This window comes from Thalassospira sp. GB04J01 (assembly GCF_000751115.1).
Taxonomy (GTDB): domain Bacteria; phylum Pseudomonadota; class Alphaproteobacteria; order Rhodospirillales; family Thalassospiraceae; genus Thalassospira; species Thalassospira lucentensis.
Window position 1 is genome coordinate 39,572 of record NZ_CCDX020000010.1, and the last position, 18,861, is coordinate 58,432.

At 54.2% G+C, this 18,861-nt stretch carries 15 protein-coding genes; 9 read left to right on the top strand and 6 right to left on the bottom strand.

The window, feature by feature from the left end; genetic code table 11:
• Nucleotides 1-35: 35 nt before the first annotated feature.
• The 4 genes from AMM48_RS09675 to AMM48_RS09690 all read right to left on the bottom strand — a co-directional run bounded on the left by AMM48_RS09675 (nt 36) and on the right by AMM48_RS09690 (nt 4,293).
• Nucleotides 36-1,142 carry an ABC transporter ATP-binding protein gene (locus tag AMM48_RS09675; RefSeq protein WP_102783857.1) on the bottom strand — a complete coding sequence of 369 codons (1,107 nt, stop codon included), beginning with the start codon at nt 1,140-1,142 and terminating at the stop codon, nt 36-38.
• Nucleotides 1,143-1,196: 54 nt separating this feature from the next.
• The gene (locus AMM48_RS09680; protein WP_022732898.1) at nt 1,197-2,075 is read right to left on the bottom strand and encodes a carbohydrate ABC transporter permease; all 879 of its coding nucleotides are present in this window, start codon (nt 2,073-2,075) and stop codon (nt 1,197-1,199) included.
• Nucleotides 2,075-2,968 (bottom strand): sugar ABC transporter permease, encoded by an 894-nt coding sequence (locus AMM48_RS09685; protein WP_101299588.1) that lies wholly within the window; start codon nt 2,966-2,968, stop codon nt 2,075-2,077. The genes AMM48_RS09680 and AMM48_RS09685 overlap by 1 nt, the downstream gene beginning before the upstream one ends.
• A gap of 65 nt (nt 2,969-3,033) precedes the next feature.
• Nucleotides 3,034-4,293, bottom strand: a complete 1,260-nt coding sequence (locus tag AMM48_RS09690; protein ID WP_101299586.1) for an ABC transporter substrate-binding protein — start codon at nt 4,291-4,293, stop codon at nt 3,034-3,036.
• 567 nt (nt 4,294-4,860) lie between these two features.
• Between AMM48_RS09690 and ftsA the strand changes: the two genes are divergently transcribed.
• The 8 genes from ftsA (at nt 4,861) to AMM48_RS09730 (ending at nt 15,512) form a co-directional block, all read left to right on the top strand.
• Entirely contained in the window at nt 4,861-6,111 is a 1,251-nt protein-coding gene (gene ftsA / locus AMM48_RS09695) for a cell division protein FtsA (RefSeq protein ID WP_022732895.1), read from the top strand.
• 231 nt (nt 6,112-6,342) lie between these two features.
• Nucleotides 6,343-8,007, top strand: a complete 1,665-nt coding sequence (gene ftsZ / locus AMM48_RS09700; RefSeq protein WP_102783858.1) for a cell division protein FtsZ — start codon at nt 6,343-6,345, stop codon at nt 8,005-8,007.
• 346 nt (nt 8,008-8,353) lie between these two features.
• The gene (gene lpxC / locus AMM48_RS09705) at nt 8,354-9,325 is read left to right on the top strand and encodes a UDP-3-O-acyl-N-acetylglucosamine deacetylase (protein WP_102784026.1); all 972 of its coding nucleotides are present in this window, start codon (nt 8,354-8,356) and stop codon (nt 9,323-9,325) included.
• Nucleotides 9,326-9,554: 229 nt separating this feature from the next.
• Nucleotides 9,555-10,385, top strand: a complete 831-nt coding sequence (locus AMM48_RS09710) for an outer membrane protein assembly factor BamD (RefSeq protein ID WP_102783859.1) — start codon at nt 9,555-9,557, stop codon at nt 10,383-10,385.
• Between the two features lie 283 nt (nt 10,386-10,668).
• A complete protein-coding gene (recN, locus tag AMM48_RS09715) occupies nt 10,669-12,339 on the top strand; it encodes a DNA repair protein RecN (protein ID WP_102783860.1) in 1,671 nt (556 codons plus the stop codon).
• 61 nt (nt 12,340-12,400) lie between these two features.
• A complete protein-coding gene (gene ligA, locus AMM48_RS09720) occupies nt 12,401-14,509 on the top strand; it encodes an NAD-dependent DNA ligase LigA (protein ID WP_102783861.1) in 2,109 nt (702 codons plus the stop codon).
• A 32-nt stretch (nt 14,510-14,541) separates the two neighbouring features.
• Complete coding sequence (locus AMM48_RS09725) at nt 14,542-14,934, top strand: hypothetical protein (RefSeq protein WP_022734327.1); 393 nt, start codon at nt 14,542-14,544, stop codon at nt 14,932-14,934.
• A gap of 8 nt (nt 14,935-14,942) precedes the next feature.
• The gene (locus tag AMM48_RS09730; RefSeq protein WP_244271180.1) at nt 14,943-15,512 is read left to right on the top strand and encodes a thermonuclease family protein; all 570 of its coding nucleotides are present in this window, start codon (nt 14,943-14,945) and stop codon (nt 15,510-15,512) included.
• Between the two features lie 88 nt (nt 15,513-15,600).
• Here AMM48_RS09730 and AMM48_RS09735 read toward each other — a convergent pair whose 3' ends face one another.
• On the bottom strand, nt 15,601-16,566 hold the full coding sequence (locus tag AMM48_RS09735) for a DMT family transporter (RefSeq protein WP_102783862.1): 966 nt from the start codon (nt 16,564-16,566) through the stop codon (nt 15,601-15,603).
• A gap of 150 nt (nt 16,567-16,716) precedes the next feature.
• Here AMM48_RS09735 and AMM48_RS09740 point away from each other — a divergent pair, with 150 nt between their 5' ends.
• Nucleotides 16,717-17,625: a LysR family transcriptional regulator gene (locus AMM48_RS09740; RefSeq protein ID WP_101299572.1), complete on the top strand. Its 909-nt coding sequence runs from the start codon at nt 16,717-16,719 to the stop codon at nt 17,623-17,625.
• Between the two features lie 75 nt (nt 17,626-17,700).
• On the opposite strand, the gene mgrA is transcribed toward AMM48_RS09740, so the two are convergent.
• The gene (gene mgrA / locus AMM48_RS09745) at nt 17,701-18,756 is read right to left on the bottom strand and encodes an L-glyceraldehyde 3-phosphate reductase (protein WP_102783863.1); all 1,056 of its coding nucleotides are present in this window, start codon (nt 18,754-18,756) and stop codon (nt 17,701-17,703) included.
• Nucleotides 18,757-18,861 lie beyond the last annotated feature (105 nt).

The following is an 18,861-nucleotide window of genomic DNA, read 5'->3' on the forward strand; positions in this document are numbered from 1 at the left end:
TGTCCCTCCGTGCAAGGCATTCCGATGTGCATTTTCTAACGCAGTCTTACGCCGCTTTGGGGATCAAAAAACACAACTTTTTCAAGGTTGAAGACCAATTCCGTATGCTGGTTGGCCTGCCCGAACCAGTCCTGATGCAAGCGCGTCACCACTTCCTTACCGCCCAGCGCAGTAATCGCATAGATGTCCGCCCCGGCGGGTTCAATCACATCAATCTTGCACGATGCGGTCACCTGCTGCCCGGCCCGCATCGCCGCCCGGCTGTCGGCATCGGTGATGGCTTCGGGCCGGATACCAACAATGACTTCCTGCCCCTCATATGCGGCCACATCGCCGGGCAATTGATCGAACCCCAGCACCAGCGGGTCTTCGCCCGCACGCGCCATTTCAACCCCATTACCGCGCACGGTGGCCGGGATCAGGTTCATTGCAGGCGACCCCATGAAATCAGCGACAAACAGATTGGTCGGATCGTTATAAATCTCGGCAGGGGTGCCATATTGCTGCACTACCCCGTCTTTGAGAACGGCGATGCGTGTGCCCAGTGTCATGGCTTCGATCTGGTCATGGGTGACATAGACAATCGTGGTGCCGAATGTCTGATGCATGCGTTTGATTTCAGTGCGCATATCCACGCGCAACTTGGCATCAAGGTTTGAAAGCGGTTCATCAAACAGGAACAGTTGCGGATTGCGCACCAGCGCACGCCCCATCGCCACACGTTGGCGTTGCCCACCGGAAAGCTGACCGGGTTTACGATCCAGCAGATGTTCGATCTGAAGCGTCTTTGCCGCCTCTGCCACCTTGGCATCACGTTCGGCCTTTGGCATGCCGCGCATTTCAAGGCCAAAGGCAATGTTTTGCCCGACATTCATATTGGGATAAAGCGCGTAGCTCTGAAACACCATCGCGATGTTGCGTTCGGCAGGCGGCAAATCATCAATCACATTGCCATCAATGCGGATTTCACCGGTTGTCAGCTTTTCAAGCCCGGCAATCGTATTCAGAAGTGTTGACTTGCCACAGCCCGACGGGCCGACCAGCACAAGAAACCCGCCTTCCTCAACATCAAGCGAGATATCGCGCAACACGTTGATCGGACCGAAACTTTTGCAAACCTTGTCGATTTGTAGAAAGGACATGATAACTTCCCTGTAATTCTTTTTATGGGTGCTTTTGGCTTTGCTTCGCTTGGCTTAGCCCTTGACCGCACCGGCCATCAATCCACGCACGAAATAGCGCCCGGAAACGACGTAAACGATCAGTGTCGGAAGGGCCGCAAGCACCGCACCGGCAAAATGCACGTTGTATTCCTTAACCCCGGTCGAGGATGAAACGAGGTTGTTGAGTGCCACGGTCATTGGCATCGAATCAAAATCGGCAAAGGACGCGCCAAACAGGAAATCATTCCAGATATTGGTGAACTGCCAGATTACGGTCACGACAATGATCGGCCCAGAACTGGGCAATAAAATACGGGTAAAGGTTCGCCAGAACCCGGCCCCGTCCATCTTGGCCGCCTTGATCAGTTCATCAGGAAATGCCGCGTAATAGTTGCGGAAAAACAAGGTGGTAAAGCCAAGCCCATAGACCACATGCACCAGCACCAGACCGCTTGTCGTGCCCGCAATGCCGATCATGCCCAAAACACGGGCCATCGGGATCAGGACAATCTGAAACGGGATGAAACAGGCAAACAGCATCAAACCAAAAATGATCTTATCGCCGGGAAACCGCCATTTGGTCAGGACATACCCGTTCATCGCCCCAAGGGCGGTCGAGATCGCAACAGCAGGCACGACCATCATGATGCTGTTGATGAAATAGGGGCTAAGCCCGGTAGGTTCGACCCCGATCTGGGCCCTGGACCACGCGTTCAGCCAGGGCTCAATCGTAAAGACCTCGGGCAGTGACATCATGTTGCCACCGCGGATTTCATCGAGTGTCTTGACCGAGTTGACCAGCATGACAAACAGCGGCAGCAGATAATAAACCGCAAACAGGATCAAAACCGCATACAGGGCAGCACGCATAAGCTTGCCGGTGCCAAACGAAGGTTGCGTTGAACGGGCCATCAGCGACGCTCCCTGAGTTCGGAATAAAGGTAAGGCACAATGATCGATGCAATCATGGCGAGCATGATCACAGCAGATGATGCCCCAACCCCCATCTGATTGCGGGTAAAGGTATAGGAATACATGAAGGTCGCTGGAAGTTCGGTCGCGCGCCCCGGTCCGCCATTGGTCAAGGCAATGACAAGGTCATAGGCCTTGATCGCCAGATGGGCCAAAACCACAAAGGCCGACAGGAATACCGGGCGCAATTGCGGGATCACGATCCGGGTATAGAGGCTCCAGCGGCTGGCCCCATCCATCTGGGCGGCTTTCATGATTTCGCTATCGATGCCACGCAGCCCGGCCAGAAACATTGCCATGACAAACCCCGATGATTGCCAGACAGCGGCAATCACCACGGTATAGATCGCCATGTCGCGATCCTTGATCCAGTTAAAGGTGAAACTTTCCCAGCCCCACAGATGCATGGTGTTTTCAAGACCAAGACCCGGATCCAGAAACCATTTCCACGCCGTCCCGGTGACGATGAACGACAGCGCCATCGGATAAAGATAGATCGGGCGCAGGATGCCTTCCCCGCGTATTTTTTGATCCAGCAAAATCGCCAGTACCAAGCCAAGCACCGAGCAAATGGCGATGTAAAGAATGCCAAAAATCGCGAGATTCTGAAGGGCAATCAGCCAGTTGCGTTGCCCCCACAGGTTGGCATAGTTGCCAAACCCTTCGAGATCATAAGATGGCAGCATCCGGCTGTCGGTCAGCGACAGATAACCGGTGTAAATGATAAATCCGTAAACGAATAAAAGGATCAGAAACAGGCTTGGGCTCAGCACCAGACGGGGCAGAACTTCCCGCAGGGTTGCTTGTGCCTTGCCGGGCAAGGATGGTTGCATGGGTCATGCTCCGCACGTTATCCGACGGCCGATGTTCGCACCGGCCGCCGGTTTATCGTTTTGGTTTATTGGGCGGATGCCACCGCATTGACGAGTTCTTCAGCAGCCGTCGCGCTGTCGTACTCGCCATTGAAATGGGCGGTGATCACGTCATACATGGCATTTTTGACCCCGGCCGGGACCGAGTGGCCATGCGCCATGGAGCCAAACAGCGTGCCTTTTTTATTGGCCGCAGCCAGTTCGGCCATGCCTTTTTTACCGCACGCATCAAAGGCGTCGTTTGAAACATCCGTACGGGCCGGGACCGATCCCTTGACCACGTTAAAAGCCGACTGGAAGCTTGGCGACATGACCGCAGATGCCAGTTTCATCTGTGCGTCCTGACGGTCCTCACCAACCTTGAACATGACGAACTGGTCAGAGTTGAACGTTACCGCATCCTGCGTTCCGGGGAAGCGGAAGCACATAAAATCGGTATCCGGGACTTTACCCGCATTGAGGAATTCACCCTTGGCCCAGTCGCCCATGAACTGCACACCGGCTTCCTTGTTGATCACCATCGCGGTTGCCAAGTTCCAGTCGCGGCCCGAGAAGTTGTCATCAACATAGGTGCGCAATTTCGCCATGCGATCAAACACGGTTTTCATCGTATCTGATCCCAATGCATCCGGATCGGTATCGATCATCGATGCCTGATAGAATTCAGGACCACCTGTTGCCATCACAACCGCATCAAAGATGGTGGCATCCTGCCACGCCTGCCCGCCATGGGCGACGGCGGTGTAACCAGCGTCCTTGATCTTATCAAGGGCGGCGATCAGCTCATCCCAGTTGGTTGGTTGCTTCAGATCAAGTTCTTCAAAAATTGCCTTGTTGGCCCAGACCCAGTTGGTGGAATGGACATTGACCGGGGCGGCAATCCAGTGACCGTCATGCTTTGAAAAGTCTTTCAGAGCATCGGGAACAACCTCTTCCCAGCCTTCCTTTTCCGCCAGCGCATCAAGGTTGGCCAAAACATCTTCGCCCGCCCAGTCCTTGATATCAAAGCCCAGCATCTGAACAGCGGTTGGGGCGTTGCCCGATGTCACGCGTGCGCGCAGAACGGTCATTGCCTGTTCACCGCCACCACCCGCGACCGGCATGTCGTTCCATGAAACGCCCTGATCTTCGAGATCCTTTTTCAGAACCTGAAGCGCCTTGGCCTCACCACCGGCTGTCCACCAGTGCAGGACTTCTACACTTTCCTGTGCCGATGCAATGCTGGTCGAAAGTCCGAGTGCCGCGATCATTCCGATCCCGGCACGTGTCATTTTGCCAAGAAACATGCTGTTTCCTCCCTGTTGGTTTTATGATTTGGCGGTTAATTACTGCAACGTTACAGTTGACTGTCAAGCTGGACCTGTAACGTTGCAGTACAACAAAGCCTTAACCAGAGAAAACCTGCGGTTGATCATCCCTGTCATTTCGCACCGCAAAATGCCAATTCCCGTGATCAGATTGACGTATTGCAAAAGACTCCGGTCAGCCTTAACCAATTTGCAACGGCTTTTAGTGGAAAACGGGCGTAAGGTTCGTCATATAAAAGTTGAACCAATAACTATTAGGGTCTGAACCCAATTGAATGTTTAAAATGGCATCAGAACAAACAAGACATGCAAGGAAATCTCCGCCGCGCGGGGTATTGCCCCGGGCAAGGGGATTGACGCAGCAGGTCGCAGAGTGTCCTGATGTCCTTCGGATCGGAGGAATTTGCACGGGCTATTACGTCGCATTACCGTAGCAAGGCAGCGAGCCTTGCTACGGTAATGCTCCTGATATCCGCACAAATTCCTCGCGACCATTTCAAGCATTTAATTGGGTTCAGACCCTAAAAAAAGATTTCGAGCACTCAATTGGCACGCAGCAAAACCAAATCAGGATTGATTGCGGCTTTGGACATTGGAACGTCCAAGGTCTGCTGTTTTATTGCCCGACGTGAAAAAGACCTGCCGCCGAAAATCATCGGCATCGGTCACAACATGTCCAAGGGGCTGCAAAGCGGCGCAATTTCCAATCTTGATGCCGCACAGGAAGTTGTCTTGGCGGCGGTCAACGCCGCCGAAAAAATGGCAGGGCACACGATCGAATCCGTGATCGTAAACTTGTCGGGGGGCCAGCCCGAATCGGAAACACATACGGTTGAATTACCCCTTGGGTCCCGACCGATTGGCAATCTTGAGATCAGAAAACTCAATGATCAGAAAGAAGCCCTGTTGCGTCAGGCCGGTGACGAACTGATCCACGCAGTTCCACTTGGCTTCCGGGTCGATGGCACCAACAGCATGAATGATCCGCGCGGAATGTATGGATCGACCCTTGGTCTTGATCTTCATTTTGTGCGCACCCAGACAGCCCCGCTTCGCAATCTTGATACGCTTTTGCGCCGCTGTCATCTGGCGATCAGGGAAACCGTTGTCACCCCGTTGGCATCGGGTCTTTCGGCCTTAACACCCGATCAGCGTGACCTTGGTGCCACCGTGATTGATATGGGGGCCGGAACAACCAGTGTTGCGGTTTTCCACGGTGGACAGGTGATTTATACCGCCTCGGTTCCCGTCGGTGGGGCGCATGTGACGCGCGATATCGCCTATGGGCTGAACACGTCGCTTAACCATGCGGAACGGATGAAAACCCTGCATGGCAGTGCGCTGACGTCCCCGTCCGATGATCAGGAAATCCTTGCGGTTCCGGTCATTGGCGATGAAGACGAAAACAATTTCAATCATGTGCCGCGGTCGATGTTGATCAACATCATCAAACCGCGCCTTGAAGAAACGTTTGAACTGATCCGTGACCAGCTTGAAGAACACGGTCTGTCACAGATCGGCGGACGCAGCATTGTTTTAACCGGCGGTGCCAGTCAGCTCAATGCCATTTCCGATCTGGCCAACCAGATGTTTGAACGTCCGGCGAGCATTGCACATCCGCATGGTGTGACCGGCCTTGCCGAAGCAACCGCAGGTCCGGCGTTTTCGGCCTGTGCCGGTTTGTTGCTGCGCGCCGTCGAACAACAAAACGACCCTTTAAGCGAAGCCATGGCCAATATCCGCCAATCGGGCGGTCGCTGGGGCCGTCTTGGCGCGTGGTTTAAAGAAAATTTCTAGTTTCCCAACATCAAAAACCAAGCAATCCGCAGGTTTGCTGAGCAAATCGGAATGAATGCAGATTTTTTTTGCATTTTTTCGAAAACTTTTGCGCGCATTAACACGCCAATAACTCTTTGCCAGCTAAAACCATCTTGGAGGTCTTTGTGTCAGGACGTGTTCTGACATACGTGGCAAAGGGAAGGTCGCGTAGATCTTTAAGCTCTAAAGCGCGGAGAGGAAGAGCAAACAATGAGTACAATCAGTTTTTCCGTACCTGAAACGGAAGAAAACCTAAAACCGAAGATCACCGTTATCGGTGTCGGCGGTGCTGGCGGAAACGCCGTGAACAACATGATCACATCCGAACTTGAAGGGTGTGACTTTGTGGTTGCCAATACCGATTCTCAGGCCCTGAGCCAAAGCAAAGCCACGCGCAAAATGCAGCTTGGCCGCAAAATCACCCAAGGCCTGGGTGCAGGCGCACGTCCCGATGCCGGGGGTGCCGCAGCAGAAGAATCCATTGAAGAAATTCAGGCACAGCTTGAAGGCTGCCACATGGTATTCATCACCGCCGGTATGGGCGGTGGTACGGGTACCGGTGCAGCGCCGGTCATCGCACGTGCTGCCAAAGAGGCAGGCATTCTGACCGTCGGCGTTGTGACCAAGCCATTCCATTTTGAAGGCACGCGCCGTATGCGCACTGCCGAACAGGGGATCGAGCAGCTTCAGCAGTATGTTGATACCCTGATTATCATTCCGAACCAGAACCTGTTCCGGGTTGCGAATGAAAAAACCACGTTCGCAGATGCCTTCCAGATGGCAGATGATGTTCTGCGCAATGGCGTGCGTTCGATTACCGACCTTATGATGGTTCCCGGTCTTGTGAACCTTGACTTTGCCGATATCCGCACTGTGATGAGCGAGATGGGCAAAGCCATGATGGGCACCGGCGAAGCATCTGGCGAAAAACGTGCCCTTGAGGCCGCCGAAGCTGCCATCGCAAATCCGCTTCTGGAAGATGCATCGATGAAGGGCGCACGTGCTGTCCTGATCAACATCACCGGCGGCATGGACATGGCGCTTTACGAAGTCGACGAAGCTGCGAATCGTATTCGCGAAGAAGTCGCCTCCGAAGCCAACATCATCTTTGGGTCGACCTTTGATCCGACCATCGAAGGCGCATTGCGTGTTTCTGTGGTCGCAACCGGTATTGATGCCGAAGACGTCCGCCGTCCGCAGCCAACCACTGTTTCCGTCGCACAGCCCAAGGCGGCTGAACCGGCAGAAAAAGTCGCAGCTGCCCCGTCATTTGGTCAGCATGGTGCCGGCAATGCCGCCGCCAGCGCACCAGCAGCCGGTATGGCACAGGATGACTATGCAGGCGGTGCTTCGATTGATCAGATTCCAGCAGATCGCTTTGCTGCCACCGGCAGCGCGCATCAGCCAGAACTGAACCATCAGACTGAAGCACAGCAAACCGGTTCGATTGAAATGGGCCAGACGGTCCTGAAACCGAAACCGGTCCTGCGTGCAACCGAAAAACCAAACAGCAACGGCGACATGGCATTCATTCCGCCGCGCGCTGTTTCACCAAGCGAAGCCGCACCGGTCAGCAAACACAGCCCGGACGTCTTTGAGGCCGCAGATGCCCAGAACGCAACATCGCCGCGTTCGGTCCTAAGCAGCCTGTTTGGTAAAAACAAAACCGCCAGGGAACAGCAGGGACAGCCGCAACAGCATGCTGCCCCTAAGGTCGCGCAACCGCAGGCACCTGCGCCGCGTCAGACCGAAATGCCCCTGCACGATGATGGATCGCAGGTCATGAACAAGGAGCCCTCTTCCCGGGGCAAGGCGCCTGGTGCGTCTGATGACCTTCTTGAGATCCCGGCCTTCCTACGTCGTCAGGCCAACTAACGACGTTTCTCCGCGCGAAAAAGGGAAGGCAAAATGCCTTCCCTTTTTTTATGAGTGACCTTCATGGCATGACGCGGACCGAAACGTCCTGTGACGAACTTGTGACGAAAAAGCCGCGAACTGGATGCCCTGCATTTGCGAAAACACATACATTCCAGTCCATCACATCGATGCAAATACATTTATTTTCAAATACTTAAATCGGTTACAAAGCGTAACAAAGAGTGATTTGTTTGATTGTCATTCCATCGGTAATGTCTGAAGCTAACGAAGCAACGGTTACGACCATTCATAACGCTTCATACAATTTTTGCTCGAAACTGACGGACCTGATTTGGGGGTTACCTTGAACAAGATTACTGACCTAAGCGCCGCATTCGCGCAAACAGGCGTATCGGATAACGATATCGTTTGTCAGCGTACGCTCAAAGCGTCCATCGGCTGTGCCGGTGTCGGGCTGCATTCTGGTCAGAAAATCCGCATTACCCTCCATCCGGCAGAAATTGATCACGGCATCGTCTTCCGTCGCACGGATCTGGCGGATCAGCCACTGTATCCGGCGCGCTATGATGGTGTGATTGATACCCGTCTTTGCACCTGTCTTGGCGATGCCTCAAAGGGCATCAAAATTGGCACCATCGAACATTTGATGGCCGCCCTTGCCGGTGCGCGCATTGATAATGTCCTGATTGACATTGATGCCGACGAAGTGCCGGTCATGGATGGCAGTTCAGCCCCGTTCAACTTCCTGATTGACTGTGTCGGGATCGAAGAACAGGACGCACCGCGTCAGGTGATCGAAGTTTTGAAATCCGTCGAAGTTGATTACAACGGCTGCACGGCACGCATTGAGCCGGGCAACGGTTTTGAAGTTGATTTCGAAATTGATTTCGCCAGTAAGGCGATTGCCAATCAGCGTATGTCCGTCAAATTTGATGACGGCGTTTTCGTAGCCAACATTTCACGTGCCCGTACTTTTGGTTTCCTTCATGAAGTTGAGGCCATGCGCTCCGCCGGTCTGGCGCGCGGTGGGTCGCTTGATAACGCGGTTGTACTGTCGGGCGACGAAGTGATGAACGAAGAAGGTCTGCGCTACGAAGACGAATTCGTGCGCCACAAAATCCTTGATGCGCTGGGTGATCTTTATACCGCCGGGATGCAGCTTCAGGGCAAAGTGACTGCCTATAAATCAGGCCATCACGTCAACAACCTGCTGCTGAAAGCGCTGCTTTCTGATGAAAGCGCCTATCAGGTTGTGCCAATGCGCAAATCAGCCCTGTATGCCGTTAACGACGCACCGGTTCTGGCGACGGCCTAAGCATTACGGCAGGCAAATGTGTTGCGATCATGTGATTAAGGCGACCGTCGTGGTCGCCTTTTTTCGTCTCTGAACGGTGAATTTTGCAATGTCTTCTTGCCCGATAAAACCTGATGGCCGATAAAAGTGCCAAATGGGCATACAACTACTTGCCCAATCCCGCCCTCCCCATGATATAGTCCGGCGGATTTTTTAAAACGTGCCTCACGAAGTTCAAGGATAGGTCACAGTGCTGAGTACCGTTCGCGCCAAAAACATCATTGCAATTTGTGGCATGGCCATTCTGCTTGCTGCCTGCTCAAGCAATGAGGCACCGGAATATGTCGAACGTCCGGTTTCCGAGCTGTATAACAGCGCGCAAGATCTGCTTGATGCCAAGGAATACCAAAAGGCGGCCGAGGCGTTTGATGAAGTCGAACGCCAGCACCCCTATTCGGTCTGGGCGACCAAGGCGACCCTGATGTCGGCATATGCCTATTATCAGGATAACAAATACGATGATGCGATCAGCGCGATTGACCGCTTTATCTCGCTCCATCCGGCCAACCCGGATGTGCCGTATGCCTATTACCTCAAGGCACTTTCCTACTACGAACAGATTTCCGACGTCGGCCGTGATCAGCAAATGACACAGGACGCGATGCAGGCACTTGATGACATCATCCGCCGCTTCCCCGACAGCAAATATGCCCGCGACGCCAAACTGAAAAAAGACCTGACGGTTGACCACCTTGCCGGCAAGGAAATGAGTGTTGGCCGGTATTATCAGGATCGTCAGGAATTTCTGGCGGCGATCAACCGGTTTAAATCGGTTCTTGATAAGTACCAGACCACGACGCACGTTCCCGAAGCACTGGCGCGCCTGACCGAATGCTATCTCGCCCTTGGGCTTGAGGGTGAGGCAAAACGCACCGCATCGGTTCTTGGCCATAACTTCCCGGGTAGCGAATATTACAGCGATTCTTATGCGCTTCTGGTCGATGACGATACGATCAAGGCCGCACAGGATGATAAAAGCTGGTGGGATTCTGCAACCCAGTCGGTTAGTGACCTGTTCTGATTGTCCGCAGCCGACATAAAAGCCCTTCAAGACTCCGGCGTTAATCGTGTCATATCACAGATGAAATCGAACCAGAACACAACAAGAACAAACTGTTCTTGCATGCTGTTTTAAAACATTTTTCGCAGAAGACTGCGGATTGGGTGTTTTTGCCCGAATACCGGCATGCGCAAGACTTGCAAGCGTCTTCAGTATTGGGCACTGTGCAAGTTACAGCGACGTTTTGCCCGATCATCCGTGCCAGACTTGTCTGCTGCCCCGTTAACAACATCAGTACCCAGCGATGCTTCGACGCCTCAGCATTCGGAACGTAGTCCTTATCGACAAACTGGATCTTGATTTTCACGATGGGCTTAGCGTCCTGACCGGGGAAACAGGTGCGGGTAAATCGATCCTGCTTGACTCATTGGGTCTGGCCCTTGGCGCACGTGCCGACAGTGGGCTTGTCCGCCATGGCTGTGACAAATGCAGTGTTTCCGCAACCTTTGTCCTGCCGCAAGGTCATCCTGTTTATGGGCTGCTGTCTGGGCAGGACATTGATCTTGAAGGCGAAGAACTTGTTGTCCGGCGTGTTGTCACGGCCGATGGACGATCGCGCGCCTATGTCAACGATCAGGCGGTTTCGGTTGGCCTTCTGCGTGATGTTGGCGATTACTGTGTCGAAATTCAGGGCCAGTTTGATCAACACGGATTGCTTGATCCGACCACGCACCGGTCCACCCTTGATGCCCATGGCAACCTTGGCAGCATGGCCCTTGCCGTGCGTGATCATTGGCGGGCCTGGCGCGAAACGCAAAAAGAACTCAATACCGCACGTGCGCGCATTGATAAGGCGCGCGAAGAGGAAGAATGGCTGCGTCATGCGGTCGATGAACTTGAAAAGCTTGGCCCCGAAGAAGGCGAAGAAGAACGCCTTGCCGAAGAACGCCAGTTTTTGATGCACGGCGAAAAGCTGGTGGCGGCGTTAAATGACGCCAGCGGGGAGCTTTCACGTGGCAAAGGGGCGGAAAGCGCGCTTCGCAGCGCACAGCGGTGTCTTGAGCGCGAACTTGAAAAGGCCGATGGCCGGTTTGAACCGATTATCGAGGCCTTGGATCGTGCGGCGATTGAGCTCGAAGAAGCCAACCGGTCGATTTCAGCAACGCTTGCCGATCTGAATGTCGATACCGGTCATCAGGAAAATGTCGAAGAACGGTTGTTTGCGCTGCGTGCGGCTGCGCGCAAATATAATGTGCCGGTCGATGGCTTAAACGCGTTGATGAAAGATTTCCGATCCCAGATCGATCAGCTTGAATTTGGCGAAAAGGAACTGTCGCGCTTAACCGCCGCCGTTGCCCAGTACCGTTCCGCGTTCGTTGAGGCCGCCGAAAAGCTACATGCTGCGCGTAAAGAGGCTGCGGCCAAGCTTGATACGGCCATCAACGCCGAACTGCCACCGCTTCGCATGGAAAAGGCAAGCTTTGTCACCGACATTGCCAAAACCGACGAAGGCGAATGGGGCAGCGAGGGTATTGACCGTATCCAGTTTACCGTTTCCACCAACCCCGGCAGCCCGCCCGGCGCGCTGAATAAAATCGCATCGGGCGGGGAACTTTCGCGGTTTCTGCTGGCGTTGAAAGTGGTGCTGGCCCGTGTGTCGGCTGTGCCCAGCCTTGTCTTTGATGAAGTTGACAGTGGTGTTGGTGGGGCCACAGCGGCCGCCATTGGCGAACGGTTGCATTTGCTGGCCAAGGAACGTCAGATCCTTGTCATCACCCACAGCCCGCAGGTTGCTGCGCGCGGTCGCACGCATTTTTATATTGCCAAGCGCGAAACAGAGGGCACCATGGTCACCCGTGTGGATGCCTTGGTCGATGGTGCCCGGCGCGAAGAAATTGCCCGCATGCTGGCCGGTCATTCCGTCACCGCAGAAGCCCGTGCTGCTGCCGACAGCCTGTTAGAACAACCTCGTTAAGCCAGCACCCCAAACACACAAGGGGACAACTGGCGAACACTGCATACGGAACAAAAAAAATATGAACGCCGAACACGCGTCAGACACGCCTAATCTGCCCGACCTTCCTGAGTTGCCCGAAACCAGCACCGAGGCACGCAAACAGCATGCGGAAATTTCCGAGCGCATTCGCAGTTTCAACGAAGCCTATTACATCAATGATGAACCGCTGGTTCCCGATGCAGAATATGACGCGCTGTTTAACCGCCTGATCGAACTTGAAACCCATTACCCAACATTGAAGAAAAACAGTCCGACACAGGAAGTTGGTGCGGCCCCGGCCGATGGCTTTGCCAAGGTCAAACATTCCCGCCCGATGCTGTCGCTGGGCAATGCATTTTCGCGCGAAGACATTGTTGATTTTCTGGCCCGTATTCGCCGGTTCCTCAGCCTGACTGCCCACAGCCCGATTGAAGTGGTTGGCGAACCCAAGATCGATGGCCTGTCCTTATCGCTGCGTTATGAAAACCGCCAACTGGTGACGGCGGCCACCCGTGGCGATGGTTCGGAGGGCGAAGACGTCACCGCCAATGTTGCTCATATCGGCGACATTCCCCAAACCCTTCCCGATGACGCGCCTGATGTGGTCGAAATTCGCGGCGAAGTTTATATGGCGCGCTCGGCCTTTCAGAAGCTTAATGAGGTGCAGGCCGCGGCCAACGCCAAGACATTTGCCAACCCGCGCAATGCGGCCGCGGGATCGCTCCGCCAGCTTGACCCGACCATCAGTGCCAAACGCCCGCTTCGGTTTTTTGCCTATAGCTTTGGCGAGCTGTCGGAAAGCCTGGCGCAGACCCAGTGGGAATTCCTGCACAAGGTTGAGGGTTGGGGATTTGTCACCAATCCGCTGACGCGTCTTTTGAACGATGCTGACGAGATCATGGCGTTTTACGAGGATCTGGGCAAACAGCGGCCCGATCTTGACTACGACATTGATGGCATTGTCTATAAGGTCAATGACTTTGAGCTTCAGCTGCGCCTTGGTTTTGTCAGCCGGTCACCGCGTTGGGCAATTGCCCATAAATTCCCGGCCGAACAGGCCCGGACCCGCATCAATGCCATCGAAGTACAGGTCGGGCGCACCGGTGCACTGACCCCGGTTGCCCGTCTTGAACCGGTGACGGTGGGCGGTGTTGTGGTGTCAAACGCCACCTTGCACAACCGTGATGAAATCGAACGACTTGGGGTGCGGGTTGGCGATATGGTGATCATTCAGCGCGCTGGGGATGTCATCCCGCAGGTGGTTGAGGTGATCCTTGATGAACGCCCGGAAGACACGGTGGACTACGCCTTCCCCGATCATTGCCCGAAATGTAACAGCCACGCCATGCGCGAAGAAGGCGAAGCGGTGACGCGCTGCACCGGCGGGCTGATTTGCCCGGCACAGGCGGTTGAGCGTCTTAAGCATTTCGTGTCACGCAATGCGTTCGACATTGATGGCATGGGGGCCAAGAATGTCGAGGCGTTCTTTGACAAGGGCTGGGTCCAGTCACCCGCCGATATTTTCCGCCTCGAAGACAACCACGCTGACGAAATTCGAAAACTGGAAGGTTGGGGTGAAAAATCCGCGACCAAGCTGTTTGACGGGATCAACGAACGGCGCACCATCGGCCTTGACCGGTTCATCTATGCGCTTGGCATCCGACAGATTGGTCAGGCCACGGCAAAGCTTCTGGCACGGCATTACACATCAATCGGCCAATGGCGCGCGGCAATTGTCGATGCCAATCAGGCCGACAGCGAAGCGCTGCGCGAACTGATCAATATTGATCAGATTGGTCCGGGGGTTGCCAAGGACCTGATTGAGTTCATGGCAGAAAGTCACAACAAGGATGTGCTTGATGACCTTGAAAGTGTTTTAACCATTCAGGACGTCGAGGCCCCGCAGGTTTCCGACAGCCCGGTCAATGGCAAAACGGTTGTCTTTACCGGCAAGCTTGAGCTGTTTTCGCGCAACGAGGCCAAGGTCAAAGCCGAAAGCCTTGGGGCCAAAGTCGCCGGATCGGTTTCAGCAAAAACCGACTATCTGGTTGCAGGACCGGGTGCGGGTTCCAAATTAAAGAAAGCAGAAGAATTAGGTGTTACAGTTCTTGATGAACAGGGCTGGCTTGATCTGATTGCCAACACATAAAACCGTGCCATAGCGGAAAGGGTAGATAGCCGATGGAAGACTTGGGGAGTTTTTTTCGCCGTTATGTCGACGCGCATCTGAAGCTTGAACAAACCGCACTTGATGAATTTTATCATTACCCCAGCCTGATCAATGATCTTTCCGGGGTGCATGCGATTTCATCGGTTGAGGACCTGCACACCTATCATCAGTCTTTCTTTGAAGAATTGAAAACCGCCGATTTGGCCAAGGCAAAATCGATTTTGGTCGAGCAGCACTCAGCCCTTCCCGGCGGGGCACGTGCGATTGTCTCTTTCCGCTTTGGCAATTCGGAAAACAATCTGATCTTTGATTGCGACTATGCCTTTGCCCTGCTTAAGCAGGAAGATCAATGGCAGATCGTTTTCGCCCAGCTTGACGAAATTCGTTACAGCGATCTGTATTGAGGCACGTGGTGGAGCAACGCCCCCACATATACCCCCATCTGGCTTTCCTGCCTGCGGTATTGGTGTTGGCACTTGGCTGCACCCTGCCTAACGGCCCTGCCCATGCAGACCCCGATTTTGACACCCTTTCGGGAACCTCCCGTGCGGTTGATCCCGACACGCTGGAGTTTGGCTTTCGCCGCATTGATCTGTGGGGGGCTGACGCGCTTGAACGGTTTCAGAAATGTTTGGTGAACGGGCAAAGTACGGCCTGCGGTGCCGAAGCATGGCAAGTTACAACCAACCTTTTGGTCGCAACCCCGATCACCTGTGAGGTGCGCGGTAAAAACCGCTATCACCGCAACATGGCAGTTTGTCGCAATGCCAATGGTGTCGATATCGGGCAAAGCCTGATCGCGCGCGGCATGGCCGTCGCCCGCCGGGATGAAATGCCCGAATACGGCGCGACAGAAGACAGTGCCAAGCAATCACGCGCTGGCGCATGGGCAGGTGAATTCATTGATCCGCTGCAATGGCGCCGCGGAGAACGGCTTCCTGAGCATGAAATCGAAATCCGTCGCTGGCAACGCGACGAGTGATAACATCCTCATTGTGACGAACAAGGCTCTGTAGCGTCTGTCCGAAGAATGCAGTGTCCAAGTCTGGACCAGAGTTTTGCCCGGTTGACTATTTGTTTGCTGAAAAGAACGGCCGGGCCAGCAATCGTCCAACACCTGCCAACGTCACACCATTTTTGATTGATGCGACACCGATGATGACGATGGCAAAGCCGGCAACCTGCGGCAAGGTCAAAACTTCCCCCAACAGCAGCCACGCGGCAAAGAATGTCATCGCGGGTCCCGACAGCGAAATCAAGGCTGCCTGTGTCGCCCCAATGCGACGAATGCCTTCATAGAGCAGGAAGAACGGGATTACCGTGCAAAAGATCGATATCGCCGCCGTCCATAAAACACCATCAACATTCAGGTTCAGCGGGTTTTGCACGATCAGTTCATAAAGAATCATCGACAGACCGGCCATGGTGTTGACCAAGGCGGCAAAATGCATTGAGCCGATCACCTGAATCATGCGTTGCCCAAAATAAAGATAGCCCGCATAGGTCAATGCCGAGGCAAACGCCCAAAACGCGCCAACCCACAATGTACCCGACACCGCCCCGAACCCATCCGGGGCTAAAACCAGCACCAAGCCAAGATAGGTCACAGCAAAGCAGAATATCTGGCGCAACGGCGGCAACCGCCATTTGTGCAGACATTCAAGGATCAGGACAATTGCCGGGAAGGTAAACAGAACAATCCGCGATACGGTCACTTCAATGAGTGAGACAGCGGTAAAATCAAACAGCGCGGCGGCAAAGAACAAGCCGCCATATAATGCCCCCCACGCCAGATCGACCGGTTTCATTAGCCGTTCGCCCGGGCGGTTCTTGCCAAAGAAATACACCCCGACCCAAAAGAACGGCATCGCGATCATGAACCGTAACAACAACAGCCCATCGACCGTCATCCCCGTCGCATAAACAAATTTTGCCAGAAGGCCCTTCATGGCAAAGGCGGCAGTGGACAGCAGCACAAGCGTCAAGGCCGAACCGACTGGTTTTACAACGGGTTGTGATTGGGGTGTTGAGGTCATTGTGGTCTCCGGTTCTCTCTCAAGCGTCACTATCCTTGGCATTTGGTCATTATTCAATTCGAATTAATTGCTATCAGATATCAGTTTTGGCTATATCTAAGGCAGATTGGATTTAATCGTCGCACGCATCGCAATCCAAGGATCACCGGCATGGATATCAAACAGCTTCGAAGTTTTGTTCATATTGCCGAACTGGGCAGTCTTTCGCGGGCGGCAGAACGGCTTAACCTGTCGCAGCCTGCCTTAAGCCGTCAGCTTAACCTGCTTGAAGAGGCACTTGATACCAAGCTTCTTGAACGCACGGGTCGTGGGGTCAAATTGACCGAAGCCGGGCAGATGCTGGCGGAACGCGCCCGCGTCATCCTTGGTGATCTCGCACGGCTTGAAGCCGACCTTTCAGCCCGGCGCAGCCAGGTCACCGGGCATGTTCATGTTGGTGTACCGCCCAGTGCGGGCATTGTGATTACCGGTGCGCTGGTCGAAGCATTGCGTGATCGGTTTCCCGATCTGAACATTTCAATTGCCGAAGACCTGACCGGGGATGTTCAGGAAGGTTTGCTGTCGGGGCGTCTTGATATCGGCATTCTGCATGACGGCATGATATCGCGCAGCCTGCATGCGGAACCATTGTGGCGCGAAGACCTGTATCTTATTTCCCATCCATCACGGGTCGGCGAACAGGAAACCGACATCGCGTTTGAAGATGTTTTATCCTTACCGCTCATCATGCCAACCAACAAACATGGCCTGCGGGCCAAGATGCAGGAGGCTGCCTTTCGTGCCGGTCGGCCCTTAACCCCGGTGGTCGAGGCAGATGCCCTGCGCGTGCTGGTCGATCTGGTGCATCGCGATCTTGGCCATACCGTTTTGCCGCGAAGTTCACTTGTGATGGAACTTTCGACCGGACGCCTGCGGGCAAGGCGCATTGTCAGCCCGGAACTGTCGCGCAAGGTGATGTTGTCATGGTTGCATGACCGTCCGCTTAGTACGGGTGGTAAGGCCGTTATCGATACCCTGCGCGAACTTGCCGGGACCATGCCAATGGCCGCCGAACTTTAAGCCGCAAATATAAAAAACCCGGCAGGTGTTCCTGCCGGGGTTCTCGATGGGTCGCCCAAAAGTTTGAACGTTCGATCAGACAGGTGCTTCTGAGTCAGATGATTTCTGCCACAGGTTCAACCCGCCATCGGTCGCGTATTTGTCGATCTCGATCAGTTCTTCTGCACTGAATTCAAGATTATCAAGCGCATCAAGGCTGTTATCAAGCTGCTGCACATGACGTGCACCAATCAGGGCCGATGTGATTTCAGGACGACGCAGCACCCATGCAATCGCCATCTGAGCCAGTGTCTGACCGCGACGTTTGGCAATCTCGTTCAACGCGCGTACGCGGTTGAGGTTTTCTTCCGTCAGCATTCCGGTCTGGAACGATCCTTCAAGGGCGGCACGGGAATCTTCGGGCACACCATTGAGATACTTGTTGGTCAGCAGTCCCTGTGCTAACGGCGAAAAGGCAATACAGCCCATGCCAAGGTCAGACAGCGTATCAAGCAGACCGTCTTCCTCGACCCAGCGGTTCAGCATCGAATAGGATGGCTGATGAATGACGCAAGGAGTGCCAAGATCCTTAAGGATCGCATGCGCCTCGCGCGTCATTTGCGGTGAGTAGGACGAAATCCCGACATAAAGTGCCTTGCCAGAACGCACGATCTGATCAAGTGCGCCCATGGTTTCGGCCAACGGGGTATCGGGATCAACACGGTGCGAATAGAAGATATCAACATACTCAAGGCCCATGCGTTTCAGGCTTTGATCAAGGCTGGAAATCAGGTATTTGCGCGAACCCCATTCGCCAAACGGCCCCGGCCACATGCGATAGCCCGCCTTGGTCGAAATCACCAACTCGTCACGGTGTTTTTTCAAATCCTGCGAAAGTGCTTTGCCAAAGTTTTCTTCGGCCGATCCCGGGGGCGGACCATAGTTGTTGGCCAGATCAAAATGAAACACCCCACGATCAAAGGCGCGGCGCATCATGGCGCGCTGGGTTTCATAGACATCGACGCCGCCAAAATTCTGCCAGAGGCCAAGGGTGATCTTCGGCAGGATCAAACCACTTTTGCCGCAACGCTTATAGGTTTCGGCGTCATAGCGGTTGGGATTTGCCAGCCACTGTTCTTCGACTTCAGCCATGTCTTCCTCCAGTTATCAACAAGCGGTTAACCGCCTTTATTTGAATCGATCCAATGGACCATTCTTAACACGATCAGAACGTGATTGTCAGTTCCCAGCAGACGA

Coding starts and splice junctions, on each gene's coding strand:
- AMM48_RS09675 (WP_102783857.1), bottom strand. CDS start 1,142: ATGTCCTTTCTACAAATCGACAAGGTTTGCAAAAGTTTCGGTCCGATC.
- AMM48_RS09680 (WP_022732898.1), bottom strand. CDS start 2,075: ATGGCCCGTTCAACGCAACCTTCGTTTGGCACCGGCAAGCTTATGCGT.
- AMM48_RS09685 (WP_101299588.1), bottom strand. CDS start 2,968: ATGCAACCATCCTTGCCCGGCAAGGCACAAGCAACCCTGCGGGAAGTT.
- AMM48_RS09690 (WP_101299586.1), bottom strand. CDS start 4,293: ATGTTTCTTGGCAAAATGACACGTGCCGGGATCGGAATGATCGCGGCA.
- ftsZ (WP_102783858.1), top strand. CDS start 6,343: ATGAGTACAATCAGTTTTTCCGTACCTGAAACGGAAGAAAACCTAAAA.
- recN (WP_102783860.1), top strand. CDS start 10,669: ATGCTTCGACGCCTCAGCATTCGGAACGTAGTCCTTATCGACAAACTG.
- ligA (WP_102783861.1), top strand. CDS start 12,401: ATGAACGCCGAACACGCGTCAGACACGCCTAATCTGCCCGACCTTCCT.
- AMM48_RS09725 (WP_022734327.1), top strand. CDS start 14,542: ATGGAAGACTTGGGGAGTTTTTTTCGCCGTTATGTCGACGCGCATCTG.
- AMM48_RS09735 (WP_102783862.1), bottom strand. CDS start 16,566: ATGACCTCAACACCCCAATCACAACCCGTTGTAAAACCAGTCGGTTCG.
- AMM48_RS09740 (WP_101299572.1), top strand. CDS start 16,717: ATGGATATCAAACAGCTTCGAAGTTTTGTTCATATTGCCGAACTGGGC.
- mgrA (WP_102783863.1), bottom strand. CDS start 18,756: ATGGCTGAAGTCGAAGAACAGTGGCTGGCAAATCCCAACCGCTATGAC.